The 23,674-nt window shown below is 67.5% G+C and carries 25 protein-coding genes; 12 read left to right on the top strand and 13 right to left on the bottom strand.

Translation table 11 applies throughout. The features are described 5' to 3' along the window. Nucleotides 1-32: 32 nt before the first annotated feature. On the top strand, nt 33-308 hold the full coding sequence (locus tag BMW35_RS08985) for a DUF7553 family protein (protein WP_089669018.1): 276 nt from the start codon (nt 33-35) through the stop codon (nt 306-308). Between the two features lie 233 nt (nt 309-541). Here BMW35_RS08985 and BMW35_RS08980 read toward each other — a convergent pair whose 3' ends face one another. The 3 genes from BMW35_RS08980 to BMW35_RS08970 all read right to left on the bottom strand — a co-directional run bounded on the left by BMW35_RS08980 (nt 542) and on the right by BMW35_RS08970 (nt 3,064). Next, nucleotides 542-1,339 (bottom strand): CAP domain-containing protein, encoded by a 798-nt coding sequence (locus tag BMW35_RS08980; protein ID WP_089669015.1) that lies wholly within the window; start codon nt 1,337-1,339, stop codon nt 542-544. Between the two features lie 155 nt (nt 1,340-1,494). Further along, nucleotides 1,495-2,127, bottom strand: coding sequence for a rubrerythrin family protein (locus BMW35_RS08975; protein WP_089669013.1), 633 nt, complete (start codon nt 2,125-2,127; stop codon nt 1,495-1,497). A 73-nt stretch (nt 2,128-2,200) separates the two neighbouring features. Next, nucleotides 2,201-3,064 (bottom strand): sulfurtransferase, encoded by an 864-nt coding sequence (locus BMW35_RS08970; protein WP_089669011.1) that lies wholly within the window; start codon nt 3,062-3,064, stop codon nt 2,201-2,203. Between the two features lie 231 nt (nt 3,065-3,295). Here BMW35_RS08970 and BMW35_RS08965 point away from each other — a divergent pair, with 231 nt between their 5' ends. After that, nucleotides 3,296-4,072 (top strand): sulfurtransferase, encoded by a 777-nt coding sequence (locus BMW35_RS08965; RefSeq protein WP_089669009.1) that lies wholly within the window; start codon nt 3,296-3,298, stop codon nt 4,070-4,072. Nucleotides 4,073-4,086: 14 nt separating this feature from the next. Here BMW35_RS08965 and BMW35_RS08960 read toward each other — a convergent pair whose 3' ends face one another. Continuing rightward, nucleotides 4,087-5,226: an AI-2E family transporter gene (locus BMW35_RS08960; protein ID WP_177170808.1), complete on the bottom strand. Its 1,140-nt coding sequence runs from the start codon at nt 5,224-5,226 to the stop codon at nt 4,087-4,089. Between the two features lie 87 nt (nt 5,227-5,313). On the opposite strand from BMW35_RS08960, the gene BMW35_RS08955 reads away from it, so the two are divergent. Genes BMW35_RS08955 through BMW35_RS08945 form a run of 3 tightly spaced genes read left to right on the top strand, consistent with a single transcriptional unit; the run spans nt 5,314 to nt 9,310 of the window. Then, the gene (locus BMW35_RS08955) at nt 5,314-6,447 is read left to right on the top strand and encodes a thiamine ABC transporter substrate-binding protein (protein WP_089669005.1); all 1,134 of its coding nucleotides are present in this window, start codon (nt 5,314-5,316) and stop codon (nt 6,445-6,447) included. 23 nt (nt 6,448-6,470) lie between these two features. After that, nucleotides 6,471-8,285 (top strand): ABC transporter permease, encoded by a 1,815-nt coding sequence (locus tag BMW35_RS08950; protein ID WP_089670393.1) that lies wholly within the window; start codon nt 6,471-6,473, stop codon nt 8,283-8,285. Beyond that, nucleotides 8,282-9,310: an ABC transporter ATP-binding protein gene (locus tag BMW35_RS08945; protein WP_089669003.1), complete on the top strand. Its 1,029-nt coding sequence runs from the start codon at nt 8,282-8,284 to the stop codon at nt 9,308-9,310. Before BMW35_RS08950 ends, BMW35_RS08945 begins: the two co-directional genes overlap by 4 nt. A gap of 7 nt (nt 9,311-9,317) precedes the next feature. Here BMW35_RS08945 and BMW35_RS08940 read toward each other — a convergent pair whose 3' ends face one another. Next, nucleotides 9,318-9,995 (bottom strand): class I SAM-dependent methyltransferase, encoded by a 678-nt coding sequence (locus tag BMW35_RS08940; RefSeq protein WP_089669002.1) that lies wholly within the window; start codon nt 9,993-9,995, stop codon nt 9,318-9,320. A gap of 118 nt (nt 9,996-10,113) precedes the next feature. Here BMW35_RS08940 and BMW35_RS08935 point away from each other — a divergent pair, with 118 nt between their 5' ends. Beyond that, nucleotides 10,114-10,551 carry a DUF2391 family protein gene (locus BMW35_RS08935; protein ID WP_089669001.1) on the top strand — a complete coding sequence of 146 codons (438 nt, stop codon included), beginning with the start codon at nt 10,114-10,116 and terminating at the stop codon, nt 10,549-10,551. An 84-nt stretch (nt 10,552-10,635) separates the two neighbouring features. After that, the gene (locus BMW35_RS08930) at nt 10,636-11,217 is read left to right on the top strand and encodes a DUF7090 family protein (RefSeq protein WP_089669000.1); all 582 of its coding nucleotides are present in this window, start codon (nt 10,636-10,638) and stop codon (nt 11,215-11,217) included. 23 nt (nt 11,218-11,240) lie between these two features. Here BMW35_RS08930 and BMW35_RS08925 read toward each other — a convergent pair whose 3' ends face one another. The 5 genes from BMW35_RS08925 to BMW35_RS08905 all read right to left on the bottom strand — a co-directional run bounded on the left by BMW35_RS08925 (nt 11,241) and on the right by BMW35_RS08905 (nt 15,761). Continuing rightward, the gene (locus BMW35_RS08925) at nt 11,241-12,017 is read right to left on the bottom strand and encodes a DUF7089 family protein (protein ID WP_089668999.1); all 777 of its coding nucleotides are present in this window, start codon (nt 12,015-12,017) and stop codon (nt 11,241-11,243) included. Between the two features lie 165 nt (nt 12,018-12,182). Continuing rightward, nucleotides 12,183-13,757 (bottom strand): MATE family efflux transporter, encoded by a 1,575-nt coding sequence (locus tag BMW35_RS08920; protein ID WP_089668998.1) that lies wholly within the window; start codon nt 13,755-13,757, stop codon nt 12,183-12,185. A gap of 154 nt (nt 13,758-13,911) precedes the next feature. Next, entirely contained in the window at nt 13,912-14,718 is an 807-nt protein-coding gene (locus BMW35_RS08915; RefSeq protein ID WP_089668997.1) for an OapC/ArvC family zinc-ribbon domain-containing protein, read from the bottom strand. Beyond that, entirely contained in the window at nt 14,719-15,111 is a 393-nt protein-coding gene (locus BMW35_RS08910; protein WP_089670392.1) for a DUF2073 domain-containing protein, read from the bottom strand. It abuts the gene before it with no gap. Between the two features lie 5 nt (nt 15,112-15,116). Beyond that, nucleotides 15,117-15,761, bottom strand: coding sequence for an Era-like GTP-binding protein (locus BMW35_RS08905; protein WP_089668996.1), 645 nt, complete (start codon nt 15,759-15,761; stop codon nt 15,117-15,119). Nucleotides 15,762-16,941: 1,180 nt separating this feature from the next. Here BMW35_RS08905 and BMW35_RS08900 point away from each other — a divergent pair. After that, a complete protein-coding gene (locus BMW35_RS08900) occupies nt 16,942-18,495 on the top strand; it encodes an AAA family ATPase (RefSeq protein ID WP_089668995.1) in 1,554 nt (517 codons plus the stop codon). 366 nt (nt 18,496-18,861) lie between these two features. Here BMW35_RS08900 and BMW35_RS08895 read toward each other — a convergent pair whose 3' ends face one another. Together BMW35_RS08895 and BMW35_RS08890 are read right to left on the bottom strand one after the other, a co-directional pair. Then, the gene (locus BMW35_RS08895; protein WP_089668994.1) at nt 18,862-19,140 is read right to left on the bottom strand and encodes a hypothetical protein; all 279 of its coding nucleotides are present in this window, start codon (nt 19,138-19,140) and stop codon (nt 18,862-18,864) included. Nucleotides 19,141-19,153: 13 nt separating this feature from the next. Beyond that, complete coding sequence (locus tag BMW35_RS08890; RefSeq protein ID WP_089668993.1) at nt 19,154-19,672, bottom strand: DoxX family membrane protein; 519 nt, start codon at nt 19,670-19,672, stop codon at nt 19,154-19,156. Between the two features lie 169 nt (nt 19,673-19,841). Between BMW35_RS08890 and BMW35_RS08885 the strand changes: the two genes are divergently transcribed. Further along, nucleotides 19,842-20,216 (top strand): helix-turn-helix domain-containing protein, encoded by a 375-nt coding sequence (locus BMW35_RS08885; RefSeq protein WP_089668992.1) that lies wholly within the window; start codon nt 19,842-19,844, stop codon nt 20,214-20,216. Next, a complete protein-coding gene (locus BMW35_RS08880) occupies nt 20,213-20,482 on the top strand; it encodes a DUF7521 family protein (RefSeq protein ID WP_089668991.1) in 270 nt (89 codons plus the stop codon). Before BMW35_RS08885 ends, BMW35_RS08880 begins: the two co-directional genes overlap by 4 nt. 52 nt (nt 20,483-20,534) lie before the next feature. Here the strand turns inward: BMW35_RS08880 and BMW35_RS08875 are convergent, their stop codons facing one another. Further along, nucleotides 20,535-21,296 (bottom strand): S24/S26 family peptidase, encoded by a 762-nt coding sequence (locus BMW35_RS08875; RefSeq protein ID WP_089668990.1) that lies wholly within the window; start codon nt 21,294-21,296, stop codon nt 20,535-20,537. Nucleotides 21,297-21,407: 111 nt separating this feature from the next. Between BMW35_RS08875 and BMW35_RS08870 the strand changes: the two genes are divergently transcribed. Further along, on the top strand, nt 21,408-23,045 hold the full coding sequence (locus tag BMW35_RS08870; RefSeq protein ID WP_089668989.1) for a DNA-directed DNA polymerase II small subunit: 1,638 nt from the start codon (nt 21,408-21,410) through the stop codon (nt 23,043-23,045). A gap of 386 nt (nt 23,046-23,431) precedes the next feature. Continuing rightward, a complete protein-coding gene (locus BMW35_RS08865; protein WP_089668988.1) occupies nt 23,432-23,626 on the top strand; it encodes a cold-shock protein in 195 nt (64 codons plus the stop codon). The last annotated feature ends 48 nt before the right edge of the window (nt 23,627-23,674 follow it).

Here is a 23,674-nt window from a genome sequence, read left to right as displayed (position 1 = left end):
TATTTGGGGGTCGCGGCCGGACTTCCCGGTGTATGCCCAGCGACTACCTCGCCACCGCAGCCGAACTACTCGACGACGCCGCCGAGGACGCGGCCGGCGACGCAAGCGACCGGCTCCGGGAACAGGCCGACGCCGTGGCGGCGCTGGCCGCCCGCGACCGCGGCCCGGACCACGGCCGGCTCGCCCGCATCGAACACGTGCTCACAGACGTGAGCGAAGGCCTCGGCGACGACGACGCCGCGGCCGACGCGGTCGACCGCGCGCTCGCGGAGCTTCGCGAGTACCGGTCGGGCGTCGACGGCGTGTAGGTCGCTGTGGGAGTGGACAGTAGCTGTTCTCTTGTGGGAAGTCGACCTGCGTCGCGGCCGTATCGAGCATCGACGACGATGGTGGCATCGGAGTTCGGGGTGACTACCGATAGCGAATCTCTCGATGTTCCCGAACAAGGGGATCCGAACTCACAGAATAACCCGCTACCGTCTCGCCCCGTGGAGCCACCGGGTGTGGGCAAATCGACAGAGCGGGGATGCCGGCTGTGGAGTCACTCGGAAGTCGAGTTCTCGAACGGGGCGTCTGGGTCCTGACTTTTCGGACCACACACGTTCATCCCAATGAAAACCCACGCTTGGCTGTTATTGTACTGCCTCACAGTCGCTCCGACGCCCATGTACTCGTAGTTCTCGTCGGATAACATGAGTTCACGGTGCGATTGACTGTTTTTCCACAGCTTAATGCTTTCATTGGCGATTGACTGGTTCGAATTCATATACGGGTTCGCGTTGGAGTGATATCCCCGGAGTTGAACCACGACTAGGTTTTCACCGAAGTCGTTAACGCAGATACTCGGCTCCATCTCAGCCCAACGCTCCCAAGAGTGCTGTCCATCACCGTTCACGTGGCTTATATTCCTGTTCTCAACCATCCACTGTGAGTGTGCCCGCACATTACTTCCTAGACGGTAACTCGGTTGCCACTGGTGGAGGTCGTGTTCTGCCCGCACTTCGTTGATTTTCTGGAACACGAGCGACTCGATACGGGATGTGTTCACCGTGGCATTCCAGGTCTCGTTGTCACTAGGGACAAACCGGTAGTTTCGAATCGTGAGATTTCGGGTACCCGGGTCTTCTGGGTGGTACTCGGAGCGGTTAATCCCATCATCGAGTGTCGTCGTTGCTGTACCGCCAGTAGTCGTTGCCGTACCGGCAGTAGTGGACGCTGGAGTTGCCCCAGCTGAATTAGGGTCGTCAGGTGTCTGCTGCCCACCAACGCCGAGCAGTGCACCCGCCGCGCCTCCGACGAGCACTGCGACGAGAACAACGACGAACATCCGCCGATTCATACCGGCGACAGTGTACCCCTCTACTTGACACTTACTGTGGTACAGTGGTTTTCATGAGACGTTGGCCACGTGTTTGTGTCGAAATAGGCAGGCGCTCCGCGGTGTTCGATGTCTGGCTGTTTTGGTTTACAATCCGGCTTGGAAACGAGGGGCCGTCAGCAGACCGGCTTGGGGTTGACGCCCATCGCTTCGAGCTGTTCGGTGTACTCGTCGTAGGCCGTCTGGACAGCGGCGTCCGCGGCGTCGCTGGCGGTCTGCCAGTCGTCGTCGGTCTCGCAGACGGAATCGAGGAGGTCGAGGGTGCGCTCCAGTTGGTCGTCGAGGTCGCCTTTCAGGTCGCGGAACAGCTGGGCGGTCTGGGGGTCGGCCTGCCCGACGAAGAAGCCCGTGAGCTGTTCTTTGGACTTCTCCGTGGCGAGAATACGACCGAGGAGGCCGCCGGCGCGCTCGACGGTCGAGTCGAGGCCGCGGAGCGACTGCTGCATCGCGCTCGGGTCGGCCTGACCGGGGTCGTGGTCGTCCAGTTCGCCGAGGACGGCGTCGTAGTGGTCGCGCTCCTCGGCGGCAGTCGCCTCGAAAGCGTCCGCTGCGTCCGCGTCGGCCTCGCTGTCGGTCCACGCCGCGAAGGTCTCGGCGGCGGCGTGTTCGGCGTCGGCGGCCGATTCGAGGACCGGCCCGGCCTCCATCTCGCCGCCCGTCGCGGCGTACAGGGACTTCGAAGACCCCAGCCGTGAGAGCGCGGTGTCGTTGTCCTCGCGGACCGAGTCGTGGAGTTCGCTGGCGTCCATACGACGAGTGTGGGGCGCTGGCGGCTTGTATGCTGGCGTCGCCGAAGAAACGAGTCGGTGGCCGGGGCGGTCGTCAGTCGTCGCCGCTACCGGTCTCGACCGGTGCGCCGACGAGGTTCCCCCACTCGGTCCACGAGCCGTCGTAGTTGACGGTGTTGTCGTAGCCGAGCAGTTCGTGGAGCGCGAACCACGCAATCGAGGAGCGTTCGCCGATGCGGCAGTACGCGACGGTGGTCTCGTCGCCGTCGATGCCCTCGGTGCCGTAGAGCTCTTCGAGTTCGTCGGCGGACTTGAACGTCCCGTCGCTGTTGACCGTGGCCGCCCACGAGATGTTGCTCGCGCCCGGGATGTGGCCGCCGCGCTGGGCGGTCTCCTGGAGGCCCGGTGGCGCGAGAATCTCGCCGCTGAACTCCTCGGGCGAGCGCACGTCGACGAGCGGCAGGCCCTTGTCGACGGCGTGCTCGACGTCGTCGCGGTAGGCGCGGATGCCCTCGAAGGGACCGCGAGCCTCGTAGTCGACGGCGGAGAACTCGGGCACTTCGTCGGTGGTCGGGTAGTCGTTGTCGACCCAGTAGTCGCGGCCGCCGTCGAGGAGCTTCACGTTCTCGTGGCCGTAGTACTTGAACTGCCAGTAGGTGTAGGCCGCGAACCAGTTCGAGTTGTCGCCGTAGAGGACGACCGTGGAGTCCTCGCTGATGCCGTGGCTGCCCAGCAGGTCCTCGAAGTCGGCCTTGTCGAGGATGTCGCGGCGGGTCTGGTCCTGGAGCTGGGTCTCCCAGTTGAAGCCGACGGCACCGGGTGCGTGGGCGTCGTCGTAGGCTTCGGTGTCGACGTCGACTTCGACGAGTCGGTAGTCGGCGTCGTCGCTCTGGAACTGGTCGAGGTGGTCCTCAACCCAGTCGGCGGTGACGAGTACGTCGTTGGCGTAGTCTGCCATACACGTGTCCTCGGCACCCAGGCACATAACTCTCGGTCCCCTGGCGAGTTCCCCCGTTCGTGTCGGCTCCCGGCACCGTTCGCCGCGGGCGGTGACCTGTCCGGACCCGAAGCAGACACTGGCACCCCTGAGTGAGCAGATGTTGCCGCTATCTCGGTTGAGGCCGGGGCGAGTGTGGCAGCGCGTTCCGATGGCCGGAGTGCTAAGGGCGGCGAGCGCGAACCCCCGACAATGACCGACGACTGGGTGGTGTCTGCGGACTGGCTCGCCGCGCACCTCGACTCGGTGCGAGTCGTGGACGTCCGGGACGCCTGGGAGTACGACGGCATCGGGCACGTACCGGACGCCGTGAGCGTCCCGTTCGACTCGTTCCGTCAGGAGGGCGGCCCCGAGGGAATGATGCCGACTCGCGAGGACTGGGAGGCGACGCTCTCCGAGGCGGGCATCGAATCGGGGGACACCGTCGTCGCGTACGACGACACGCACGGCGTGTTCGCCGCACGATTCCTCGTGACGGCGCTGTACTACGGCCACGACGATGTCCGGCTGCTTGACGGCGACTACAGCGCGTGGATTCGGGACCACGGAGCCAGCAGCGAGCCGCCGGACGTGACGCCGACTGACTACGAGGCGGGCGACCCGGACAGTGGCGTGTTCGTGGACGCCGACGACGTGGCGGCGGCCGCCGAAGACGACGACGCCGTCGTCGTTGACACCCGGGAACCCTGGGAGTTCGAGGAGGGCCACATCCCCGGCGCGGTGAACCTCGACTGGAAGGAGGTCGTCGACGACGACACGCGCGGACTCAAACCGCGCGACGCCGTCGAGGAACTGCTCGCGTCCCGCGGCGTCACCCGAGAGAAGCGCGTCGTGCTGTACTGCAACACCGCCCGCCGAATCAGCCACACGTTCGCCGTGCTGGGCTGGCTGGGGTTCCCAGACGTGGCGTTCTACGAGGGGAGTCTCACCGAGTGGGAGGCAGACGGCCGCCCCATCGAGTCGAACTGACTGCGTCTGGAGTATCAGGAGGGGTCGCCGGTGCGGTCGGAGCCGTCCTCAGTCGGGTCGCTCGCGGCGTCGTCCAGCGACCCGTCAGCGGAGACCGAAGCGTCGGTCGGACTCGGGTCGTCCCCGTCGGCCCGGCAGGCCTCGTAGTCCCCGTTCGTGAGCGTGGTCTGGACGCCGCCGCGCTCCTCGGCGAGCAGCGACGCCGCCTCGACCGTGAGGGCGACGACCAGCGGCCCCGCGATGACGCCGACGGGGCCGACGGTGAGCAGGCCGCCCGTGAACCCGATGAAGTAGAGGCTGCCGGGGAGGTCGGCGGTCTCCCGGGAGAGACGGGGGCGCACGAGCACGTCCGGGAGCCACGCGACGAGCACGCCCGCGACGAACAGGAAGACGAGCGCCGTGTTCGCGGCACCGGTCGCCGTCCAGTAGAGCGCGACGCCGGCGACGACGATAGAGGGACCGACGATAGGGACGAACTGGAGGACGCCCGCGGCCACGGAGAGCGTGAGCGGGTAGGGGACGCCGAAGATGTAGAAGACCGGGACCGCGAGGACGGTGGTCGCGACGGCGGTGGCGGCCTGCAGGACGTAGATGGCGTACAGCGTGGAACGAGCGCGGTGGCCGAGCGCGGCGGCGACATCCCGATAGGTCGGCGGGACGACCGCCAGCAGCGCGCGCTCGGCGTCCTGGTGGGCGACGAGCAGGCCGAAGACGAGCACGCCGAACAGCGTGAGCTTCAGCGCGAGCACGGGGAGTTCGCCCGCGAGGTCGACGGCGAAGTCGGTGCCGTACGTCGTGACGGTGTCGATGGCGAGGCCGACGTCGAAGACGTACTCGTAGCCGTACGCGCTGACGGGGTACATCTCGGGGAGTGCTTCGAGGGCGTCGATGGCCTCCGCGATGCGGCCGCTGGCCGCCGAGGCGGCGAGGGCGAGCGGGACGACGGCGACGAGCGAGACGACGACGGCGGTGAGCGCGCTGGCGGCCCAGCGAGAGATGCCGAGGCGCTCGACGCGCCCGGTGGCGGGGATGAGGAGGTACGCGACGGTGCCGGCGAAGAAGACGGTGCCGACGACGGCACCGAGGACGAGCGTCGAGAGCACGGCGAGGGCGACGAGGAGCACGGCGAGACCGGTTGTTCGAGCGGGTGGCACTGCCGGCAGTACCGACGGCAGGGTGAAAAGGGTTCGCTCACCGGGGGAGCGACGGGCTTATCCAAAACCCACTGATACGACCGAGTAATGAAACGCCGCGACTACCTCCGGACGGTGGGCGTCGGAGTGACGGGCGTCGCCGCCGCGGGCTGCCTCCAAGTCGAGGACACCGGCGACGGCGACGCGACCACGTCTACCACCGAGGCCGGGACGGCGACCCAGTCCGAGACGACCACGAACACAACCAGCGCCGACACGGGGCCGCTGCGGGTCGCGACCTACGACTCGTTCTTCGGCGACGACGGCACCGCCGGTCAGTGGCTGAAAGACGCCTGGGAGGCCGACCACGACACGGCCGTCGAGTTCAGTGCGCCGAGCAACGGCGTCAACGAGTTCATCGAGCGCAAGCGCGGGGGCGCGAGCATCGACGCCGACCTCTTCGTCGGCATCAACACGGGCGAACTCGTGCGCGTCGACGAGGCGCTGGACGGCACCGCGCTGTTCGACGAACTGGCCGGCGAGATTGACGGCAGCGACGCCATCAAAGACGACCTCCGCATCGACCCCCGGAACCGCGCGCTCCCCTACGACACGGGCTACATCTCGCTCGTCTACGACAGCACGACCGTCGACAACCCCGAGACGTTCGAGGCGCTGGCCAGCGACGAGTACGAGGGCACGCTGCTCGCACAGAACGCCCAGTCCAGCGACCCCGGACGGGCGTTCCTGCTGTGGACCATCCACGAGTACGGCCCCGAGAACTACCTCGACTACTGGGAGCGCCTCGTCGAGAACGACGTGCGCGTCCTCGACGACTGGCGGCCGTCCTACGACGCGTTCCTGAACGGCGAGCGGCCGATGGTGGTCTCGTACTCCACCGACCAGGTGTACTACAACGACGAGGACCAGCTCCCCCGCCACCAGGTCGGCTTCCTGAACGACCAGGGGTACGCGAACCCCGAGGCCGTCGCGCGGTTCGCCGACGCCGACAACCCCGACCTCGCCGCGGAGTTCGTGGAGTTCATGCTCACCGACGCGGCTCAGCGGAACATCGCCGTGAACAACGTCCAGTTCCCCGCGACGACGACCGCGGAACTCCCCGAGGAGTACGCGCAGTACGCCTACGAGCCGCCGGAGCCCGTGACGTTCACGTACGAAGAACTCGCGGGCAACGTCGACGCGTGGACTGAAGCGTGGGCCCGACAGGTCGCGACGAACTAGTGGCGGGGAACCGGACCGCTGCCGTGACCGACCGCCTCACGGACGCCGTCGACCGGTTCGCGCTCCCGCTGGCGGGCGCTGGCACGCTCGCCGTCCTGCTGGCGGTGTTCTACTACCCCGTCGGCACCGTGTTCGTGGAAGCTCTGGGCCCAGAGAACCCCGTCTGGGGGATTCTCACCTCGGAGTTCTACATGGGGGCCGCCCACGGCGTCTTCGCGCACCCCCTGCGTGTACCGGGGGACGTCGCAGCGTGGCTCGCCGACGTGCGAATCGCGGCGGGCTGGACAGGGCTGCTGCCCGACCTCTACGTCGTCCACCCGGGGTTCCGGAAGGGACTGTTCGGGTTCACGGCCTATCAGGCCGCGCTGTCGACGCTGGTGAGCGTCGCGCTCGGGCTGCCGGGCGCGTACGTGCTCGCCCGCTTCGAGTTCCCCGGCCGGCGCACGCTCCAGTCGCTGACCATCCTCCCGTTCGTGTTGCCCTCCATCATGGTGGTCGTCGGGTTCGTCGCGACGTTCGGTCAGTTCGGCACCGTCAACGACCTGCTGGCGAGTCTGGGTCTCGGACGCGTGCAGTTCCTCTACACGCTGGAGGTCGTCGTGCTCGCGCACGCCTTCTACAACGCCCCGCTCGTCACGCGCATGGTGACGACCGCCTGGGAGAACGTCGACGCCAGCGCCGTCGAGACCGCTCGGTCACTGGGTGCGAGTCCGCTGCGGGCGTTCCGGGACGTCGTCGCGCCCCAGTTGCTGCCCGCGCTGGCGGCGAGCGCGATGCTCACGTTCGTGTTCACGTTCATGTCGTTCCCAATCGTGCTCGCGCTGGGCGGCCTCCAGCTCGCCACCGTCGAGGTGTGGCTGTTCGCCCGCATCAACCAGCTCGACTACGCCACCGCCGCCGGGCTCGCGACTCTGGAAACCATCATCTCACTGGCGCTCACGTACGCCTACCTCCGGTACGAGGGCAGCCAGTCGGCCGAAGGCACCGCCAATCCGCTCGACCGGCACCGCCTGTTCGACCCGACCGGGCTCCGGGAGTGGCTCGTCCGGTCGGGCATCGTCGTCTACGGCCTGCTGGTCGCCGTCGTCTTCGTCGCGCCGCTGGCGTCGATGGTGCTGGCGAGCGTCGGCGGCCTCGAAGACCCGACGCTGCGGTGGTGGCGGTTCCTCGCCGAACGGCAGGCCAGCGGCCGCACGCAGCCCGCGACGGCCGTCCGCTACTCCATCCAGTTCGGCATCGCCGCGCTCGTCGTCGCGCTCCCGATGGGGGTGGTCGTGGGGGCGTTCTCCGCGAGAAGCGGGCGCGGCCGGAAGGTCGTCGACGCCGTGCTGATGGCACCAATCGCTGTCTCGGGTATCGTCGTCGGGTTCGGGCTGCTGCGCTCGCTCGTGTTCGGCGTGGACGTCGGGAGCTACCGGGTGAGTCTGGTCGGCCCGCTCGTGGTCGTGTTCGCGCACGCCGTCGCCGGCTACCCGTTCGTCGTGCGGAACGTCGCGCCGATGCTGTCGGCGGTCGACAGCCGGCTCGTGGAGTCCGCTCGCGCGCTCGGCGCGAGTCGCGGTCGCGCGCTCTGGGACATCGAACTCCCGCTCGTGTGGCCGGGCGTGCTGGCGGGCGCGGCGTTCGCGTTCGCCATCAGCATCGGCGAGTTCGATTCGACGGTCATCCTCGCCGACGGGAACGTCTACACGATGCCGGTCGCGCTCAAACGATTCCTCGTCGACCGCGCCGCCGGTCCGAGCACGGGCCCGGCGGCCGCGATGGGGACGGTGCTGCTGGCGGTGACAGCCGCCAGCTTCGTGGTCATCGACCGCGTCGGGGGGCGGTACAAACCATGACCAGCGTCGACCTGGACGGACTCGTCCGCGAGTTCGGCCCGACGAGAGCCGTCGACGACGTGTCCGTGACCGTCGCGGACGGCGAGTTCTTCACGCTCGTCGGACCGTCGGGCTGCGGGAAGACGACGACGCTCCGCCTCGTCGCGGGGTTCGAGGAGCCCGACGCGGGCGACGTCCGCTTCGGCGGCGAGTCGGTGGCGGGCGTTCCGCCCGAGGACCGCGACGTGGGCATCGTGTTCCAGAGCTACGCGCTGTTCCCGCACATGACCGTCGGCGAGAACGTCGCCTACGGGCTGCGCTTCCGGGACCCGCCCGGCGGCGTCTCGACCGAGGAGCGCGTGACCGAACTCCTGGAGCTGGTCGACCTCCCGGGGATGGCGGACCGGGACCCGACGGCGCTCTCCGGCGGCCAGCAGCAGCGCGTCGCGCTGGCTCGCGCGCTCGCGCCGGGCCCGAGCGTGCTGTTGCTGGACGAGCCGATGAGCGCGCTGGACGCGCGGCTCCGCGAGCGCCTGCGCGGGACGGTCAAGGAGATTCAGCGCGAACTCGACATCACGACCGTCTACGTCACGCACGACCAGGAGGAGGCGCTCTCCATCTCGGACCGCGTCGCCGTGATGAATTCCGGCCGCGTCGAGCAGGTCGGGACGCCCGAGGAAGTCTACCGAGAGCCGGCGTCGCGGTTCGTCGCGGAGTTCGTCGGCGACAACAACGTCCTCGACGGGACCGCGTCTCCACTCGAAACGAAGGGGTCTTCCGTATCGGTCGGTCCGGCGTCGTTCGAGGTGGCAGATTCGGCCACCGGTACCGTCGCCATCGGTCTGCGCCCGGAGTCGCTGTCCTTCGGTTCGGGTGGAAACGAACTCGACGTCACCGTCGGACGCGCGGAGTTCCTCGGGGACGCCTACAAGGTGTACTGCGACTGGCACGGCACCCAGTTGCTGGTCAAGACCACCGACGCGCCCGACCCCGGACCCGCGACAGTGTCGTTCGAGCCGAGCGACGCCGACGTGCTGCCGGAGTAGCGTCCGTTCAGGGCGCGACGCCGACCGTCAGCAGCGTGCCGTAGGTCCGGTAGCGCTCGACCATGTCCTCCCGCGTCTCGAAGCCCTCGTGGGGGAACTCGCTCGCGGCCGGAATCTCCGTCTCTCGGTCCGGGATGTTGTCCTGCTCGGCGACGTGCAGGCCCGCGTCACGGAACGCCGCCCGGTACTCGCTGCGGCCCCAGCGCGTCATCTCGACGCTGATGTTGTCCTGCCAGCCGTGGCTGTGGACGTTCTCCTCGTAGTAGTTCACCGCGCAGTAGAACGTCCCGCCCGGCTTCAGGACGCGGCGGACCTCTTCGAGCGTGTGATGCGGGTCACTGGCGTAGTAGAACGCCTCCATCGAGAAGACGTGGTCGACCGAGTCGTCCGCGAACGGGAGACTCCCGAAGTCCCCGACGACGTACCCCACGTCGTCGTCCTCGGTGTAGCTCCGGGCGTTCCGTGCCATCTCGGGCGCGCCGTCGAGCCCGTAGCCGCGGGCGACGCCGCGCTCTCGGAGCGCGCGCAGCGCGTACCCGCTGCCCGTCCCGAGGTCGAGGACGAAGTCGTCGTCCTCGACGGGCATCCGCGCGAGCACGTGTTTCGCGGTGTGCCAGTGGCGGTCCTCCATCCCCTTGTCGCGGCCCGACGCCGCCCACTCGTCGAACTCCTCGCGGACGCTCATGGCCGACCCGTCGACCGCAGCCGGCAAAACGCCACCGGAGTCCCGCGGCAGCGGCGGCGCTCAGGCCGGGCAGCGGAAGCCGGCAGGACTTAACCGAGCCGCCACAGACACCACGAGCATGGCCAGAGGCGGGAAGCGGTACGCGTACGCCGACACCGCCCAGCAGGTCGTCGGCGGGTTCGTGCTCGCGGGGCCGTTCGTCGTCACGGAAGAGGTGTGGCTGCTCGCCAGCCGGATGCAGTGGTACCACGCCGCCGCGACAGTGCTGATGGTCGCAATCATCGGGTACGGCGCGCTGTACAAGGCCGACGACGACCGGGACCCGGACCGGGAGGCCGAGGTCGCGGGGGTCCCGGTGCGGTTCATCTCCCTGATGGGCGTCTCGTTCGGGTCGGTGTTCGTGCTCTCGCTGGCGCTCACCGCGCCCGTGACGTTCGCCACCCAGCTCGACCTCGGGACGGAGATGGCGGTGGTCGCACCCCTGACTGCGAAGGCGGCCTCGGTCGGTGCCATCTTCAGCGTCGTCGGCGCGGCGACCGCCGACAGCCTGCTCTGACCGCCGGACGTGAAATACCCCGGAACACCGGGCGTTCACGCGGTCACCCGCAGGGTTAAGACGACGGGTGCGCTTCGCCCGGGTATGGACTACGACCTCGCCATCGAGAGTGCGCCCGACTCCGTGCCGGGTGGCACCGTCGTCCTCCTCGTACACCCCTCCACGGGGGAGACCGACCGCATGGACACCGACTTCCTGAAGACGGACACCGACCACTTCCTGGTCGTCTCCACGCGCACCACCGCCCGCGAGGTCACGCAGAAACTGGAGTACTACGACGTCGACGAGGAGCGCGCCGAGATTCTGGACACGCTCTCCGTCGAACGCGGCTACTCCCGACGGGGTGCCAGCCACATCCACTACGTCTCACGACCCGAGGACGTCGACGGCATCCTCTCTGCCGTCGACCAGTTCCTCACCGACAACCCCGGGAAGCGCCGCGTCAGCTTCGACTCGCTGACCGAACTCGCGTACTACGCCGACGAGGACCAGGCGCTGGACGCCCTCCAGCGACTCAAGGGACTGCTCGACCGCCACGACGCCGTCGCGCTCGTCCACGTCTCGGAGGAGGTCCACGACGAGGACGCACTCGCTGGGTACCGGGACGCCAGCGACATCGTCATCGAACTCGGCGAGGACGGCGGCGTCGCCGTCACCGACGACTGAGAAGCAGGTCTCTACTGCTCTGCTTACTCCGCGTCGAACACTTTCTGCGCCCACGTGACGGCGTACGTCGCGCCGTGGCGGCGGAACGCCGGCGAGTCCAGCGCGGCGAACGGCGCTGGGACATCTCCCTCGTGCTTGACGGCGCTACAGGCGAGTTCGGCGGCGTCGGAGAACGACGTCTCGCCGTGCGCGAGTTCGCCCGCCAGCCCGTCCAGCCGGGGTTCGACGCGTTCACCTGCGTCTATCCAGGCGTCGTAGAGCCGCGGGAAGTCGGCATCCCACGTCTCGAACTCGGCTCGCGTGTGGAGTCCGCGGAACGCCGTCGCGACGGCGGCACCGAGCTGGTAGGCGGCCGCGGGGCCGCCGTCGACGGCCGCCGCGAACTCGGGGTACTCGGCCTCGAAGAACCCGAGGAACTGCTCGGGGAGCCCGAGACCCGCCTCGACGAGCGCCTCGGCGACGAGGAAGTCCGCGAAGTCCGCCGGCGTCCCCTCGATACGGGCTTTCACGAACACGAGCGGCGGGTCGGTCTGCGTGGTCCACGCGACTGCGCCGTCGCCCGGCATCCCGACGACGAAGTCGGTGCTGGCGAGCTGCCGGAGCAGCTCCGGGCTGTCCTCGGGCAGCCAGGCGTCGTCGTACTCGTGGGGCGTCAGGTCGTCGACGAGCAACAGGAGGTCTTCGCGGTGCTCCGGGGACAGCGTCTCGAAGTCGCGCTCGCAGTCGAGGACGACCGCGCCGGGCGCGTACGCGTCCCGGACCGCCGCGAGCTCGCCGTCGAGCGCGCGCTCGGAGAACATCACCCGACCTGAACGATCACGGCGACCGACAGTACGGCGGCGATGGCGACCGTCGCGGCGACGAGTTTCGTGGACGTGCTCATGTGCGAGGATTCGCCTCGCGTCCCTTAAATCCGTGGCGTTCGCCGCGAGCGAGACGGTTCGGCGGTCGCGACGCACCGCGGCTCAGTCGGCGGTCGTCGGTCGGCCGTACGCCCGCCACGCGCCCGACCGGAAGCGCACGAGGTTGACGGCGGCGCGCGTGTACATATCGCCGAGGATGGCCACGAAGATGGCTGCCAGCCCCCAGCCCATGCCGGGCGCGAACGACACGCCCGGAATCGTGAACACGCCCAGCGCGACGGTCGGGACGGTCACCGGACCGAGGGAGAACGACTGGAGCGTGAGGTCGACGGCCCACGGGCCGGCAGCGATGACCTGCCCGACCGGCAGCGCGAGGAACGCCAGCGGCAGCCGCACCACGTACGTCCCGAGGAGGCCGCCGTACAGCGGCCAGCGGGTGTCCCCCGCGCCCCGGAGCCCGCCGCGGAGGGTGCGCGCGACCGAGAAGCCGGCGACGCTCAGCCCGAACACGCGAATGAACGTCACGGTGAGGTCGAGGTTGCCGGCGTCGAACGCCCGCGCGACCGGGGTCGCCGCGACGAACAGCGCGGCCCCGATGAGGAGCTGCGTGACGAGCGCGATGCGCAGCGTCTGCCAGCCGTACTCGGCGGCCTCGTCGGGGTCGTCGGCACCGAGCCGCTGGCCGACGAGCGTCGACGACGCGGTCGAGTACCCCCAGGCCGGCATCAGCGCGAGCAGCATCACGCGCCGGCCGATGGCGTACGCGGCGACCACGGCGGGCCCGAACAGCCCCAGCACGAACAGGAACGGAAACCGGCCGAACGTCCGCGAGAGCCGCGTGCCGGCCAGCGGGAGCGCGACCCGGACGATTTCGGACGCGACCCCCCAGTCCCACTGCTTCCCGCCGAGTTCGAGGGTGACGTCCCACCGGCCGGAGACGAGGATGGCGAAGAAGACGACGCCCGCGACCGTGTTCGCGATGGCCGTCCCCCACGCCGCGCCGACGACGCCGAGTTCAGGGAACACCCACAGCCCGAAGATGAGTACCGCGTTGAGGGCGATGTTCGTCGGGAGCGTGACCAGCCGAACGTACATCGGCGTGCGGGTGTCGCCGGCCCCCGCGAGCGCCCGCGCGGCGGTCATGCTCCAGAACCGGAACACGACCGACAGCATCACGACGCGGAGGTAGTCAGCGCCCAGCCGGGTGGTCTCGGCGTCGCTCGCGAGCAGCCCGACGAGCACGTCCGCGTACTCCCAGGTGCCGACCGTGATGGGCACCGAGACGAGCAGAGAGAGCCACAGCGACTGCTTGATGGCGAAGTTCGCGTCGGCGTGGTCCCCAGCGCCCTTGAACCGGGAGACGACGCTGATGGTCCCGGAGGTGAGCGCGAGCGCCAGCCCGAACGGGATGAAGTAGTACTGGAACCCGAACTCGAGGGCGGCGACCGCAGTCGACCCGGCGGCGATGCTCACCATCAGGAAGTCCGCAGTCCGGAGCAGCGTCCGCAGACCGCCGGTGACCATCGCCGGGACGGCGAGGTCGAACGCCTCCTCGCCCTTGGAGCGGTCGACGAGGCCCAGACGCGCCAGCAGCGCGGGGAACAGCGCCAGCAGCGCCTGCACGCGGTTGCGGAAGAGGGCCAGCGCGGCCTGCACGCGATCGCGGGAGGAGGGCATCTATCCGTGTGGGCGTGCCACAGCGGAAAACACCTTCGGCAGCCGGCAAGCGAGCACGGAGACTAGGCCGACGCGTGGTGTCGGCCGCGTCGACCGAGCGGATGCAAAGTGGGACTGTTCGCGCGTGCTCGGTCGCTCGCGGACCGCGGCTGTGTTACTCGGCGTCCGTCGGGTCGGGTGCCTCCCAGGCGTCCGGCACCTCGATGACGTACTGGCCGTCCTCCTGGAGCGCGATGATGTACTCCTGACGGTCGTACAACTCCATGAGGTTGAGTTCGTACTGGCCGGGCGCGACGATGCGGATGGACTCGAACTGGTCGTTGAGCTCCTGCCGGAGGTCTTCGAGGTCCGGCCGGTCCTCGGAGTCGTCGGGCTCTTTCACGACGCGGCCGTCCTCGGCGCGGTCCGGGAGGTCCGCCATGTCGACGACCCCGCTGCGTGCCTCGGCCTGCGCGCTGTCCTCGGAGTCTGCCGTCGACGCCTTCACGCCGGGCTCGGCGTCCGCGTCGACGGCCGGATTCGGGTCGACCGCGGCGTCCGCTGTCTGTCCGTCCCCCGTTTCGGGTGCGTCGGTCGCGTCGGTCACGGCGTCGGTCGCCACATCGTCGGTCACGGCGTCCTCGACAGGCTCGGCAGCGGGCTCCGGCGGGGCGTCGGCAGACTGAGTGGTCACGTCTCCGTCGGCGGACTCGATGACAGACGCGTCGGCCGCATCGTCGTCGCCACTTGGGCCGCTGGAGACGGCGTCGCGCACGCGGTTCGCGGCGCGACCGACCGCACCTGAAACGGAGCCGCCCTCCGGTTCGGGCGGCTCCGCGTCGTCCGCTCGCTCAGACGACTCCTCGGGGACCTCGCCCGGGTGGTACTGGAACTTGTTCCCGCCGCAGTCCGGGCAGCCCGACAGCATCTCCTTGGAGCCGTCCTCGAAGACGTGCCCGCAGTTCGTGCACTGGTGTGGCATTTACTTGCGGGAGATGAGCGCGCTGATGAGCGTCTCGTCCTTGTGCAGGGACTGAATCTGGTTGGCCGGCCCGATGACGGTGAGCTTCGAGGTCTCCTGTTTGCCCATCAGGCGTCCGAGTAGGCTCGTGTCAGAGGCCTCCGACTGCGGGAAGCTCTCGATCTCGATGCCCGAGAAGCCGTCCGGATTGATCTCGCTCATCGTCACCTCGATGAGCTTCGACTCCTCGTCCGGCGTCAGCCCGGACTCCAACACGACGATGTTGCCGTCCCGGACGCCGTCGAGAATGAGCCGGATCTTCTCCATGGACGTCTTGCCGGCCATCCGCTCGCCGCTGATGAGGTCGATCTGGACGCCCTCGGCGGGCCCGTCGTCACTAGTGGTCTCTGGCATTCTGGTCACCCGAAGTACTTCGCGATCTTCTCGTAGACCTCGTCCATGTTCTCGCCCTCCAGGGCGGACAGCGGGATGGTCTCGTGCTGGGGGAACGCGTTCGACACGCGCTGGATGTTGGCGTCATCGAGGTCCGTCTTGTTCGCGAGGATGAGGACGGGCAGCTCTCGGCTCTCGATGATACCGATGAGCATCGTGTTCACTTGCGTGAACGGGTCCTCCGTGGCGTCGAGGACGTAGATGACGCCGTCGACGTCCTCGCGCAGCCAGTGCATCGCCTCCGCGACGCCCTCGGTGGCCTCGCGGGAGCGGCGCACGGCCTCGTCTTTCTCCATGTCGTGGTCGAGGAACTCCGAGTAGTCGACTTTCGTCGTCACGCCCGGCGTGTCGACGATGTCGATGTTGACGGTCTTCCCGTTGCGTTCGATTTCCACGTCCTCCTTGCGGCGGGCGCGCCGCGTTTCGTGGGGGATGTGGCTCTCGGGGCCGACGGCGTCACCGGTCCAGTCCCGCGCGATGCGGTTCGCGAGTGTCGTCTTCCCCGCGTTAGGCGGACCGTAAATCCCGATGCGTTTCGGCTCCGAGTCGTCGGCGAAGAGGCTCGCCGTGACTCGGGATACACTGTCTCTGAGCTCTGCGAACAGTCCCATCTTTGAACACCATTCGCACCCCGACCTTTGTATGTTTGACGCAGGGGTGGTCGTAGTACGTCGAGACTACCGGCGAGACAACTTAAACCTACGGCAGACGGGAGATACGGGAATTGGAGAGAGCGGCGTGATCGCGTGTGCCTCGACCGGTGATCCGGGTCGAAATCGAACGCGGGAGCCAGCGCGCGGCCGACGGGGAGGGTTTCGAGTGGAACCGGGCGGCGAGGTCGTGAGTGTCGGCCGTCCAGCGAGACCACCGGCCGGTGTGTCGAGCGGGTGGAGGGGAAACGGAGGGTCGCGGGCGTGCGCGAAGAAATTAATGCTAAGAGAGTTAGGGAGGTGTGCTAGTCCGCCGGGAGCGCGCCTAGCGTGTGAGTGCTTGGCTAGGCGAGCGTGAGTGGGAGTTGAGAGGGACACGAGAAGTTGAGCCCCCACCCCTTCGTTTCGAGTGGAGGACGAGGATGGACCGGGAGGGGTCGCGAACGAGACGGGACTGAGCGGTCAGACTCCACTAGAACTAGACCACTCCACATCCACAGTTCCAGTCAGCTACTGGTTTGCGGATACTGTTTTAGCAGTAGTGACTTAGTGCTTTCCCATCTAGAGAATCGATTCCGGTACCCCCCACCCACCCTTTCTCGCTGTTCCACCCGAAACGAAGGGGTGGGGGGCTGCCCCCCGTCCGACATTCCCACCCCACCGTTTCCACTGGAACCTCTCTCCACCGAGCCAAATCCAGTCTTGGACGGCCGGCTGGCACTCCCGATCCCGTTCCACTGGAACTGTGGTCGTCGCCGATCCCGAATCGGCGACAGCCTGCTCGACTCGAAACGTCGGCCCCGAGGTGTCGTCGCCGCGGCGGACCGAACCGGTCGTGGCCGTCATCATCAACTCGGAGCAGGGAACGCAGACTCTCGACTGGTCGCTCTAGCCCGCTCCCAAGCGAATCGGAGCCGAGGCCTACCGCTCCGACGGCCGTCCGAACCGGAACTCGACTGTCCCGGTGCGGTCAGAGTCTCGCCCATCGAAACTTATTAGTCGTCCTCGCTTCCACTGTTTCATCTGCATCAACTGGAGCGCCAGCCGGTCTGCAATCGACTAATATCGGTGTAGCGCCGCTCTCTGTGCGCTCTACAGCCGCGTTCAGTTTCCACACGAAACGAAGGGGTTGGATCGAGACATGTCAGACGAAACGCCGACAGACGGACGACGCACGGCAGACCGGGACTTCGAGGTCGACCTCGACGACGTCCTCGACGACGAGGACGGCGACGAGGGGCTGTTCGACGACCTCCTGAGCGGCGAGCCCATCTTCGAGAACAAGGAGGTACTCCGTCCCTCCTACACTCCCCACGAGCTCCCGCACCGGAAAGACCAGATCAACAACATGGCGACCATCCTGGTCGCGGCGCTCCGCGGTGAGACGCCGTCGAACATCCTCATCTACGGGAAGACGGGGACGGGGAAGACTGCCAGCGCGAAGTTCGTCAGCCAGGAACTGGAGAAGACCTCCCAGAAGTACGACGTTCCGTGTGAGGTAGAGTACATCAACTGCGAGGTGACCGACACCCAGTACCGGGTGCTCGCGCAGCTCGCGAACACGTTCATCGAGCAGAACCGGGCGTTCGTCGACGCGCGAGTCGAGGAACTCGAGGCGCTCCGGGACGAGGCGGAGTCCGACCCGGCTGCACTCGAAACCGGGGGGTCGGACGACGTGTTCGCCGAGCCGGACGAACCAGACGACAGCGCCGACCCGGACGGCGAATTCGAAGAGCTCCGGAAGCGTTTCGACTCCGTCGCGGATATCGAGGAGCGCATCGAGACACTCCACGAGGAGAAGGCGGAGATGGAGCAGGTCCCGATGACGGGGTGGCCGACCGACCGCGTGTACGCGACGTTCTTCGACGCCGTCGACTACGTCGAACGGGTCGCGGTCATCATGCTGGACGAGATCGACAAGCTCGTCGAGAAGTCCGGCGACGACACGCTGTACAACCTCTCCCGGATGAACTCCGAACTGGACAACTCCCGGGTGTCCATCATCGGCATCAGCAACGACCTGAAGTTCACCGACTTCCTCGACCCCCGGGTGAAGTCGAGTCTCGGCGAGGAGGAGATCGTGTTCCCGCCGTACGACGCGAACCAGCTCCGGGACATCCTCCAGCACCGCTCCGAGGTTGCGTTCAAGGCGAACGCGCTCTCCGAGGATGTGCTCCCGCTGTGCGCGGCGTTCGCCGCTCAGGAGCACGGCGACGCGCGGCGCGCGCTCGACCTGCTGCGGACCGCGGGCGAACTCGCCGAACGCGACCAGTCTGAGTCCGTCAGCGAGGAGCACGTCCGACGGGCCCAGGACAAGATCGAACTCGACCGCGTGGTCGAAGTCGTCCGCACCCTTCCGACGCAGTCCAAGCTCGTCCTCTACGCCATCCTCCTCCTGGAGGACAACGGCGTCCACAACGTGAACACGGGCGAAGTCTACAACATCTACAAGACGCTCTGCGACGAGCTGGACGCCGACGTCCTCACGCAGCGCCGGGTCACCGACCTCATCAGCGAACTCGACATGCTCGGCATCGTGAACGCCGTCGTCGTCTCGAAGGGACGCTACGGGCGCACGAAGGAAATCTCGCTGTCCGTTCCAGTCGAAGAGACGGAGGCCGTCCTCGAAGCGGACTCCCGGCTCAGCGACATCGAGAACGTCACGCCGTTCGTGCAGGCGCGCTTCGACAACTAGACCCGACGAACCGTTCGTTTTCCCCGAACGACCCCGGCAAAGAGCAGGCGACCCGTCCGCTCGACGCCGGGGTCGTCGACTCGACTCGACAGGTTCGGTTCGCTGGCTGTGCGTCTCGCTGCCTCCGCTCCGCTGCTGCCTCCACCGAGACCGCACTGCATCCGCGTGCCTCCGTCGCGACCGCAGTCTCCACCGTTGTCACCTGCGGCCGTCGCCTCCACAGCCTCCGCTCCAGTGTCGCGTCGCTGCGGCGTCCGGAGTCACACACCGCAGCCGGATGTGGGGACCCATCACTCGCGCGTAGCGACCTCGCCTGCGTGGGCCGAGAAGTCGGCGTTCGCTGGCAGGCAGCCAGCGAGCCGGTGTTCAGTCACTCGTCGACGCCGTCGCCGTGGCTCCCGTCTCCTCCTCGATGGGGGTCACGAGCTTGTAGATGGCGTACAGCAGCAGCACCAGCAGCGCCGCCACGACGAGCGCAGTCCGGATGTTCGGCGCGAACACTGCTGCGTCGAGGATTTCACCCTCGTTGTTCACTGGCGAATACGGCTGTCCCGCGAGCGTCTCGATCAGTCCGGTGACGACGACGCCGAGCAGCAGCAGGCCGCCGCTCAGGTACATCGCCACTTTGTCGATTGTGTCAGTCATTGGAATCACCTGGTCAGCCGAGGATGTATCTCAGCTTGGGGTTGTTCTGGACGACGCTCAGCTTCTCGACGAACGCGTCGAGGCCGTAGTACCGGCCGGCGGCGAACACGATCATGGTGACGAACAGCAGCAGTCCCATGAAGTCGCTGTTCACGAGGCCGTGGCCAAATCTGCCGTTGCCGACCCAGAACAGCGACATGAACACCACGCCGCCGAACGAGGCCAGCCGGGTGAGCAGGCCGGCGATGAGCGCGAGCCCGATGAGCGTCTCGAATATTGGCACCATCGCGCCGATGAGGTCCGGGTAGTCAGCGAGGAACGTGGCCACCGGGCCGAGGGTCGTGCCGCTCATGCCCTGCAGGTAGCCGGCTGCGTCGAAGTTCAGTCCGCTGTCGAGGAGCTTCGTGAACCCGGAGTGGAAGAACCACCAGCCGACGAGCACGCGCACCATCGCCACCCAGTAGGCACCCCAGGTGTCGGACACCTGAAAGCTGAACCCCGTGTCGGTCGCCGTCCGCGTGTTGTGTGACATTGGTCCCACCTCGTTTGAACATATTCGAGACCACCTATTAAAGCGAGAGACCGATTCTCGCCGGACGGCTCGCGTTCCCACGCTCTGGGAACGTGCGGGCCGTCTGGCGGTGAGGCGGAGCGGATATGAAACGAGTTATACGACGGGATTCACGTAGTCGCAAACGTCGATGCGTGCTCCGTTCGAATCGGACGCGGCTCCAGACCTCCAGGACGTTCTGGACGCGCTGGAAGACGAGGGCTGTCGAGCCATCATCGAGGCGCTCGACGAGCCCCTCACAGCCAAGGAGATATCCGAGAAGAGCGGCGTCCCGATGTCCACGACCTACCGGAAACTGGACCTCCTGACGGACGCCGCGCTCCTCGAGGAGCGCGCGGTCCTCCAGCAGGACGGCCACCACACTACCGAGTACGAGGTGGCGTTCGAGGAGGTCGTCATCCAGCTGGACGAGGACCGAACTCTCGACGTCGGCATCCAGCGACCGCCGGCGTCGAAAGACGAACGGCTCGAGACGCTCTGGGCCGAGGTGAGCAAGGAAACATGACACACTACATCGTCGTCGCGCTGAAGACAGTCACCCTGGTGCTCGGCGGCGCGGTCACGTACTTCGCGGCGAAGGCGTGGCTCCGCACGAGCTCCCCCGCACTGCGGTCGCTGGCGATCGGGTTCGGATTCGTCACGCTCGGGGCGCTGCTCGCGGGCGGCGTCGACGTCCTTCTGAACGTCGAACGCGACTTCGCGGTGCTGACGGAGAGCGCACTGACCGCCATCGGGTTCGCCGTCATCGTCTACTCGCTGTACGCCGACTGACTGTCGGACGCACTCGTCGCTCGCACGCCACTCCGACTAGGCCACAGACCGGTCAGCCGGCGGAGAACACTGCACTGGTGTTCGCTGCGCTGGTGTTCTGGCTCGCGGCTGGCGTCGTCACGGCTGGTGACGCGGTGTCCGCACTGGCCGTCGCACCGGAGACGGTGAGCCGCACCCAGCCGAGGTAGGGGATGCGGTACTCGGCAGTCCCGCGAATCCACTCGGGTTTCACTGGACTGGAGATGCCGCGGGCCTGGTCGTAGTAGTCGTTGGTCGCGTCGTTGTCGCCTTTCGTGATGAAGCCGGCGTGGGGTGCCGGGCAGTTCCGGAGTTCGTCGCAGTTGTCCGCCTCGACGATGGAGGGGTCGGCGCGGTCGTACCAGTTCTCGCCGTCGTCCACCCAGAATCGCGCGCGGTGGATGACGGGCGTCGTTCTGTCGTTGCCGAACGGCTCGTAGACGACGACGTCTCCGGTCCCGCCGAACTTCCGGTAGTTGTTCCCGCTCGCACGCGCGCTCGCGAGCGTGACAACACCTGTGTCGTCCGTCGCGAAGTCGGGGCTGAGTCGGTGTTCCTCCATGACGAACACGAGGTCACCTTTCTCCATGTTGGGCTGCATACTGCCCGATTCGACGGCGACCAGCGGCGGCCAGACGCCGCTGACCGAGAACAGCAACAGCCCGACCATGCCGACCGCGAGCGCGCTGGAGGCCGCCTCGCGGACGAACAGCACGCCCGTCCGGTCGGTCGTGTAGAACCACCGGAGGGCGGCGCGGGGACCGTCCCTCGGGTCGGGGGCGTCGTCACCGGTCATTGCACGAGGGTTCGGCGCAGTCGCGTTTCAACGTTCCCCTCTCGCGACACGGTCCTGCCCGGGAGCGCCGCGACCGCCACGTTTTTGCTGGACTCGCGCCTCCGGCTGGGTGTGCCACGAGCCCCACCCGTGCGCGTCGTCCGCGAGCTCACGAGCCGGGGCTACAACGCCGACCGCGAGGCGGTGACGCTGCTGGCGGGTGCCGACGACCCCGTGGACGCCGTCGACCGCGTCGTCGAGGCAGCCCCCGAGGACGCTGCGACGCTCTCCGTCGAGGACGTCAGGGACCTCCTCGACGGCGACAGCGCGCCCGACCCGGCGGCGGCAGCCGACACGTCCGAGTCACCGTCCTCGTCAGCAACCCAGTCGTCCCCCGACCAGACCTCTACTTCGACTGGACGAGCTGCGGCGGCAGAAGCAGTCACTGAATCGACCACTCCAGACGAAACGAGGGGGGTCGACACTGGGGTGGCTGACGAGTCGACGCAGCGCGAGGCGACCGACAGCGGCCGGGGTGCGGGCGGCCGCGCCGCGAACGCCGACCTGCGGAGCGTCGACGTCGACGGAGACATCACGGGCGAGTCCACCGGGACCGGCGAGTACAAGAACTTCGTGTCGGTGTTCCGGGACCGCTACGACCGGCTCTCGAAACAGCTCCGGGGCCGCGTGAACCACCGGCCGACGAGCGCACTGGAGTCGATGCCGGGCGGTAGCGACGCCGCGGTCGTCGGCATGGTCAACGACGTTCGGTCGACCGCCAGCGGCCACTGGCTGGTCGAACTGGAGGACACGAACGGCGTGTTCCCCGCGCTCGTGATGAAAGACCGCGACATCGCCAGCCTCGTCGACGACCTCCTGCTGGACGAAGTCATCGCCGTCGAGGGGACGCTCGCCGACGACGGCGGCATCATCTTCGTCGACGACCTCCACTTCCCGGAGGTCCCCCGGACCTACGACCCGAACACGGCCGACCGCCACGTGCAGGCCGCGCTCATCTCTGACGTCCACGTCGGCAGCCAGGAGTTCGCCGCCGACGCCTGGCAGTCGTTCGCGGACTGGCTCCACACGCCCGAAGCCGAGTCGGTCGAGTACCTCCTCGTCGCGGGCGACATGGTGGAGGGCGTCGGCGTCTACCCCGGTCAGGACGAGGAACTCGACGTCGTCGACATCTACGAGCAGTACGAGGCGTTCGCTGAACACCTCAAGGACGTCCCCGGAGACATGGAGATTGTCATGATTCCGGGGAACCACGACGCCGTCCGCCTCGCGGAGCCGCAGCCCGCCTTCGACGAGGAACTGCGCTCCATCATGAGCGCCCACGACGCCCAGTTCACGGGGAACCCGTCCACAGTCACCGTCGAGGGGGTCGACATCCTCATGTACCACGGCGTCTCCCTCGACGAGGTCATCGCCGAACACCCCAGCGACGAGGTGTCCTACGACAACCCCCACAGGGCGATGGAACTCCTCCTGAAGAAGCGCCACGTCGCTCCGAAGTTCGGTGGGCGCAACCGCATCGCGCCCGAGGAGCGAGACTACCTCGCCATCGACACCGTCCCGGACGTCTTCCACACCGGCCACGTCCACAAGCTCGGCGTCGGCGCACACCACAACGTCCGCCTCGTGAACTCGGGCTGCTGGCAGCACCAGACCTCGTTCCAGGAGTCGGTCAACATCGACCCCGACGTCGCCACCGCCCCCATCCTCGATCTGGACACGCTGGACATCACGGTGCGGAAGTTCGCGTAAGGACCTTTTGCGCTGTGCTCGGGCGGCCTCGCCGCCCTCGCTCGGCAAAAGCTACGCTAAAAGCACTCCTCCTTCACGTCGCGCTGACGCGTGGTTCGAGAGACGCCGTCGGCGTCTCTCGTCATCACGAGAGAGCTCCGCTCTCTCGAACGACTCCGTTCAGTCGTCGGCCGCCGCTCCCTCCGGTCGCGGCGTGAATCGCGGCGCTCGGGGCCTTCGGACCGCTCACGACGCGAATACCGGCCCAGACCGGCTGGCCAATCGCCGCGAACTGCCACGGATTCCGATATATCTCGACGTAGATTTTAGTCGGGCTCGGGCGAGAAAACCGTGCTAGCGCTACTCTCGGAACCCTTATGTCCGAGTCGGTCCTACATTTGTTTGCAATGGCAGAAGGTAAGGTTGACTTCTTCAACCAGACTGGCGGTTACGGTTTCATTTCCACCGAGGACGCAGACGACGACGTATTCTTCCACATGGAGGATATCGGCGGCGAGGACCTCACGGAGGGGACGGAACTCGAGTTCAGCATCGAAGACGCACCGAAGGGTCCGCGCGCGACTGACGTCGTTCGCGTCTAATCTCGGACTTCTGAATCAGTAGCGGTTCTTCCGCTTTCCACACCACGC

The sequence above is a fragment of the Halobacterium jilantaiense genome (assembly GCF_900110535.1).
Taxonomy (GTDB): Archaea; Halobacteriota; Halobacteria; order Halobacteriales; family Halobacteriaceae; genus Halobacterium; species Halobacterium jilantaiense.
The sequence above is the reverse complement of the archived record's forward strand: the minus strand, read 5'-3'. Positions and strand labels throughout refer to the sequence as shown.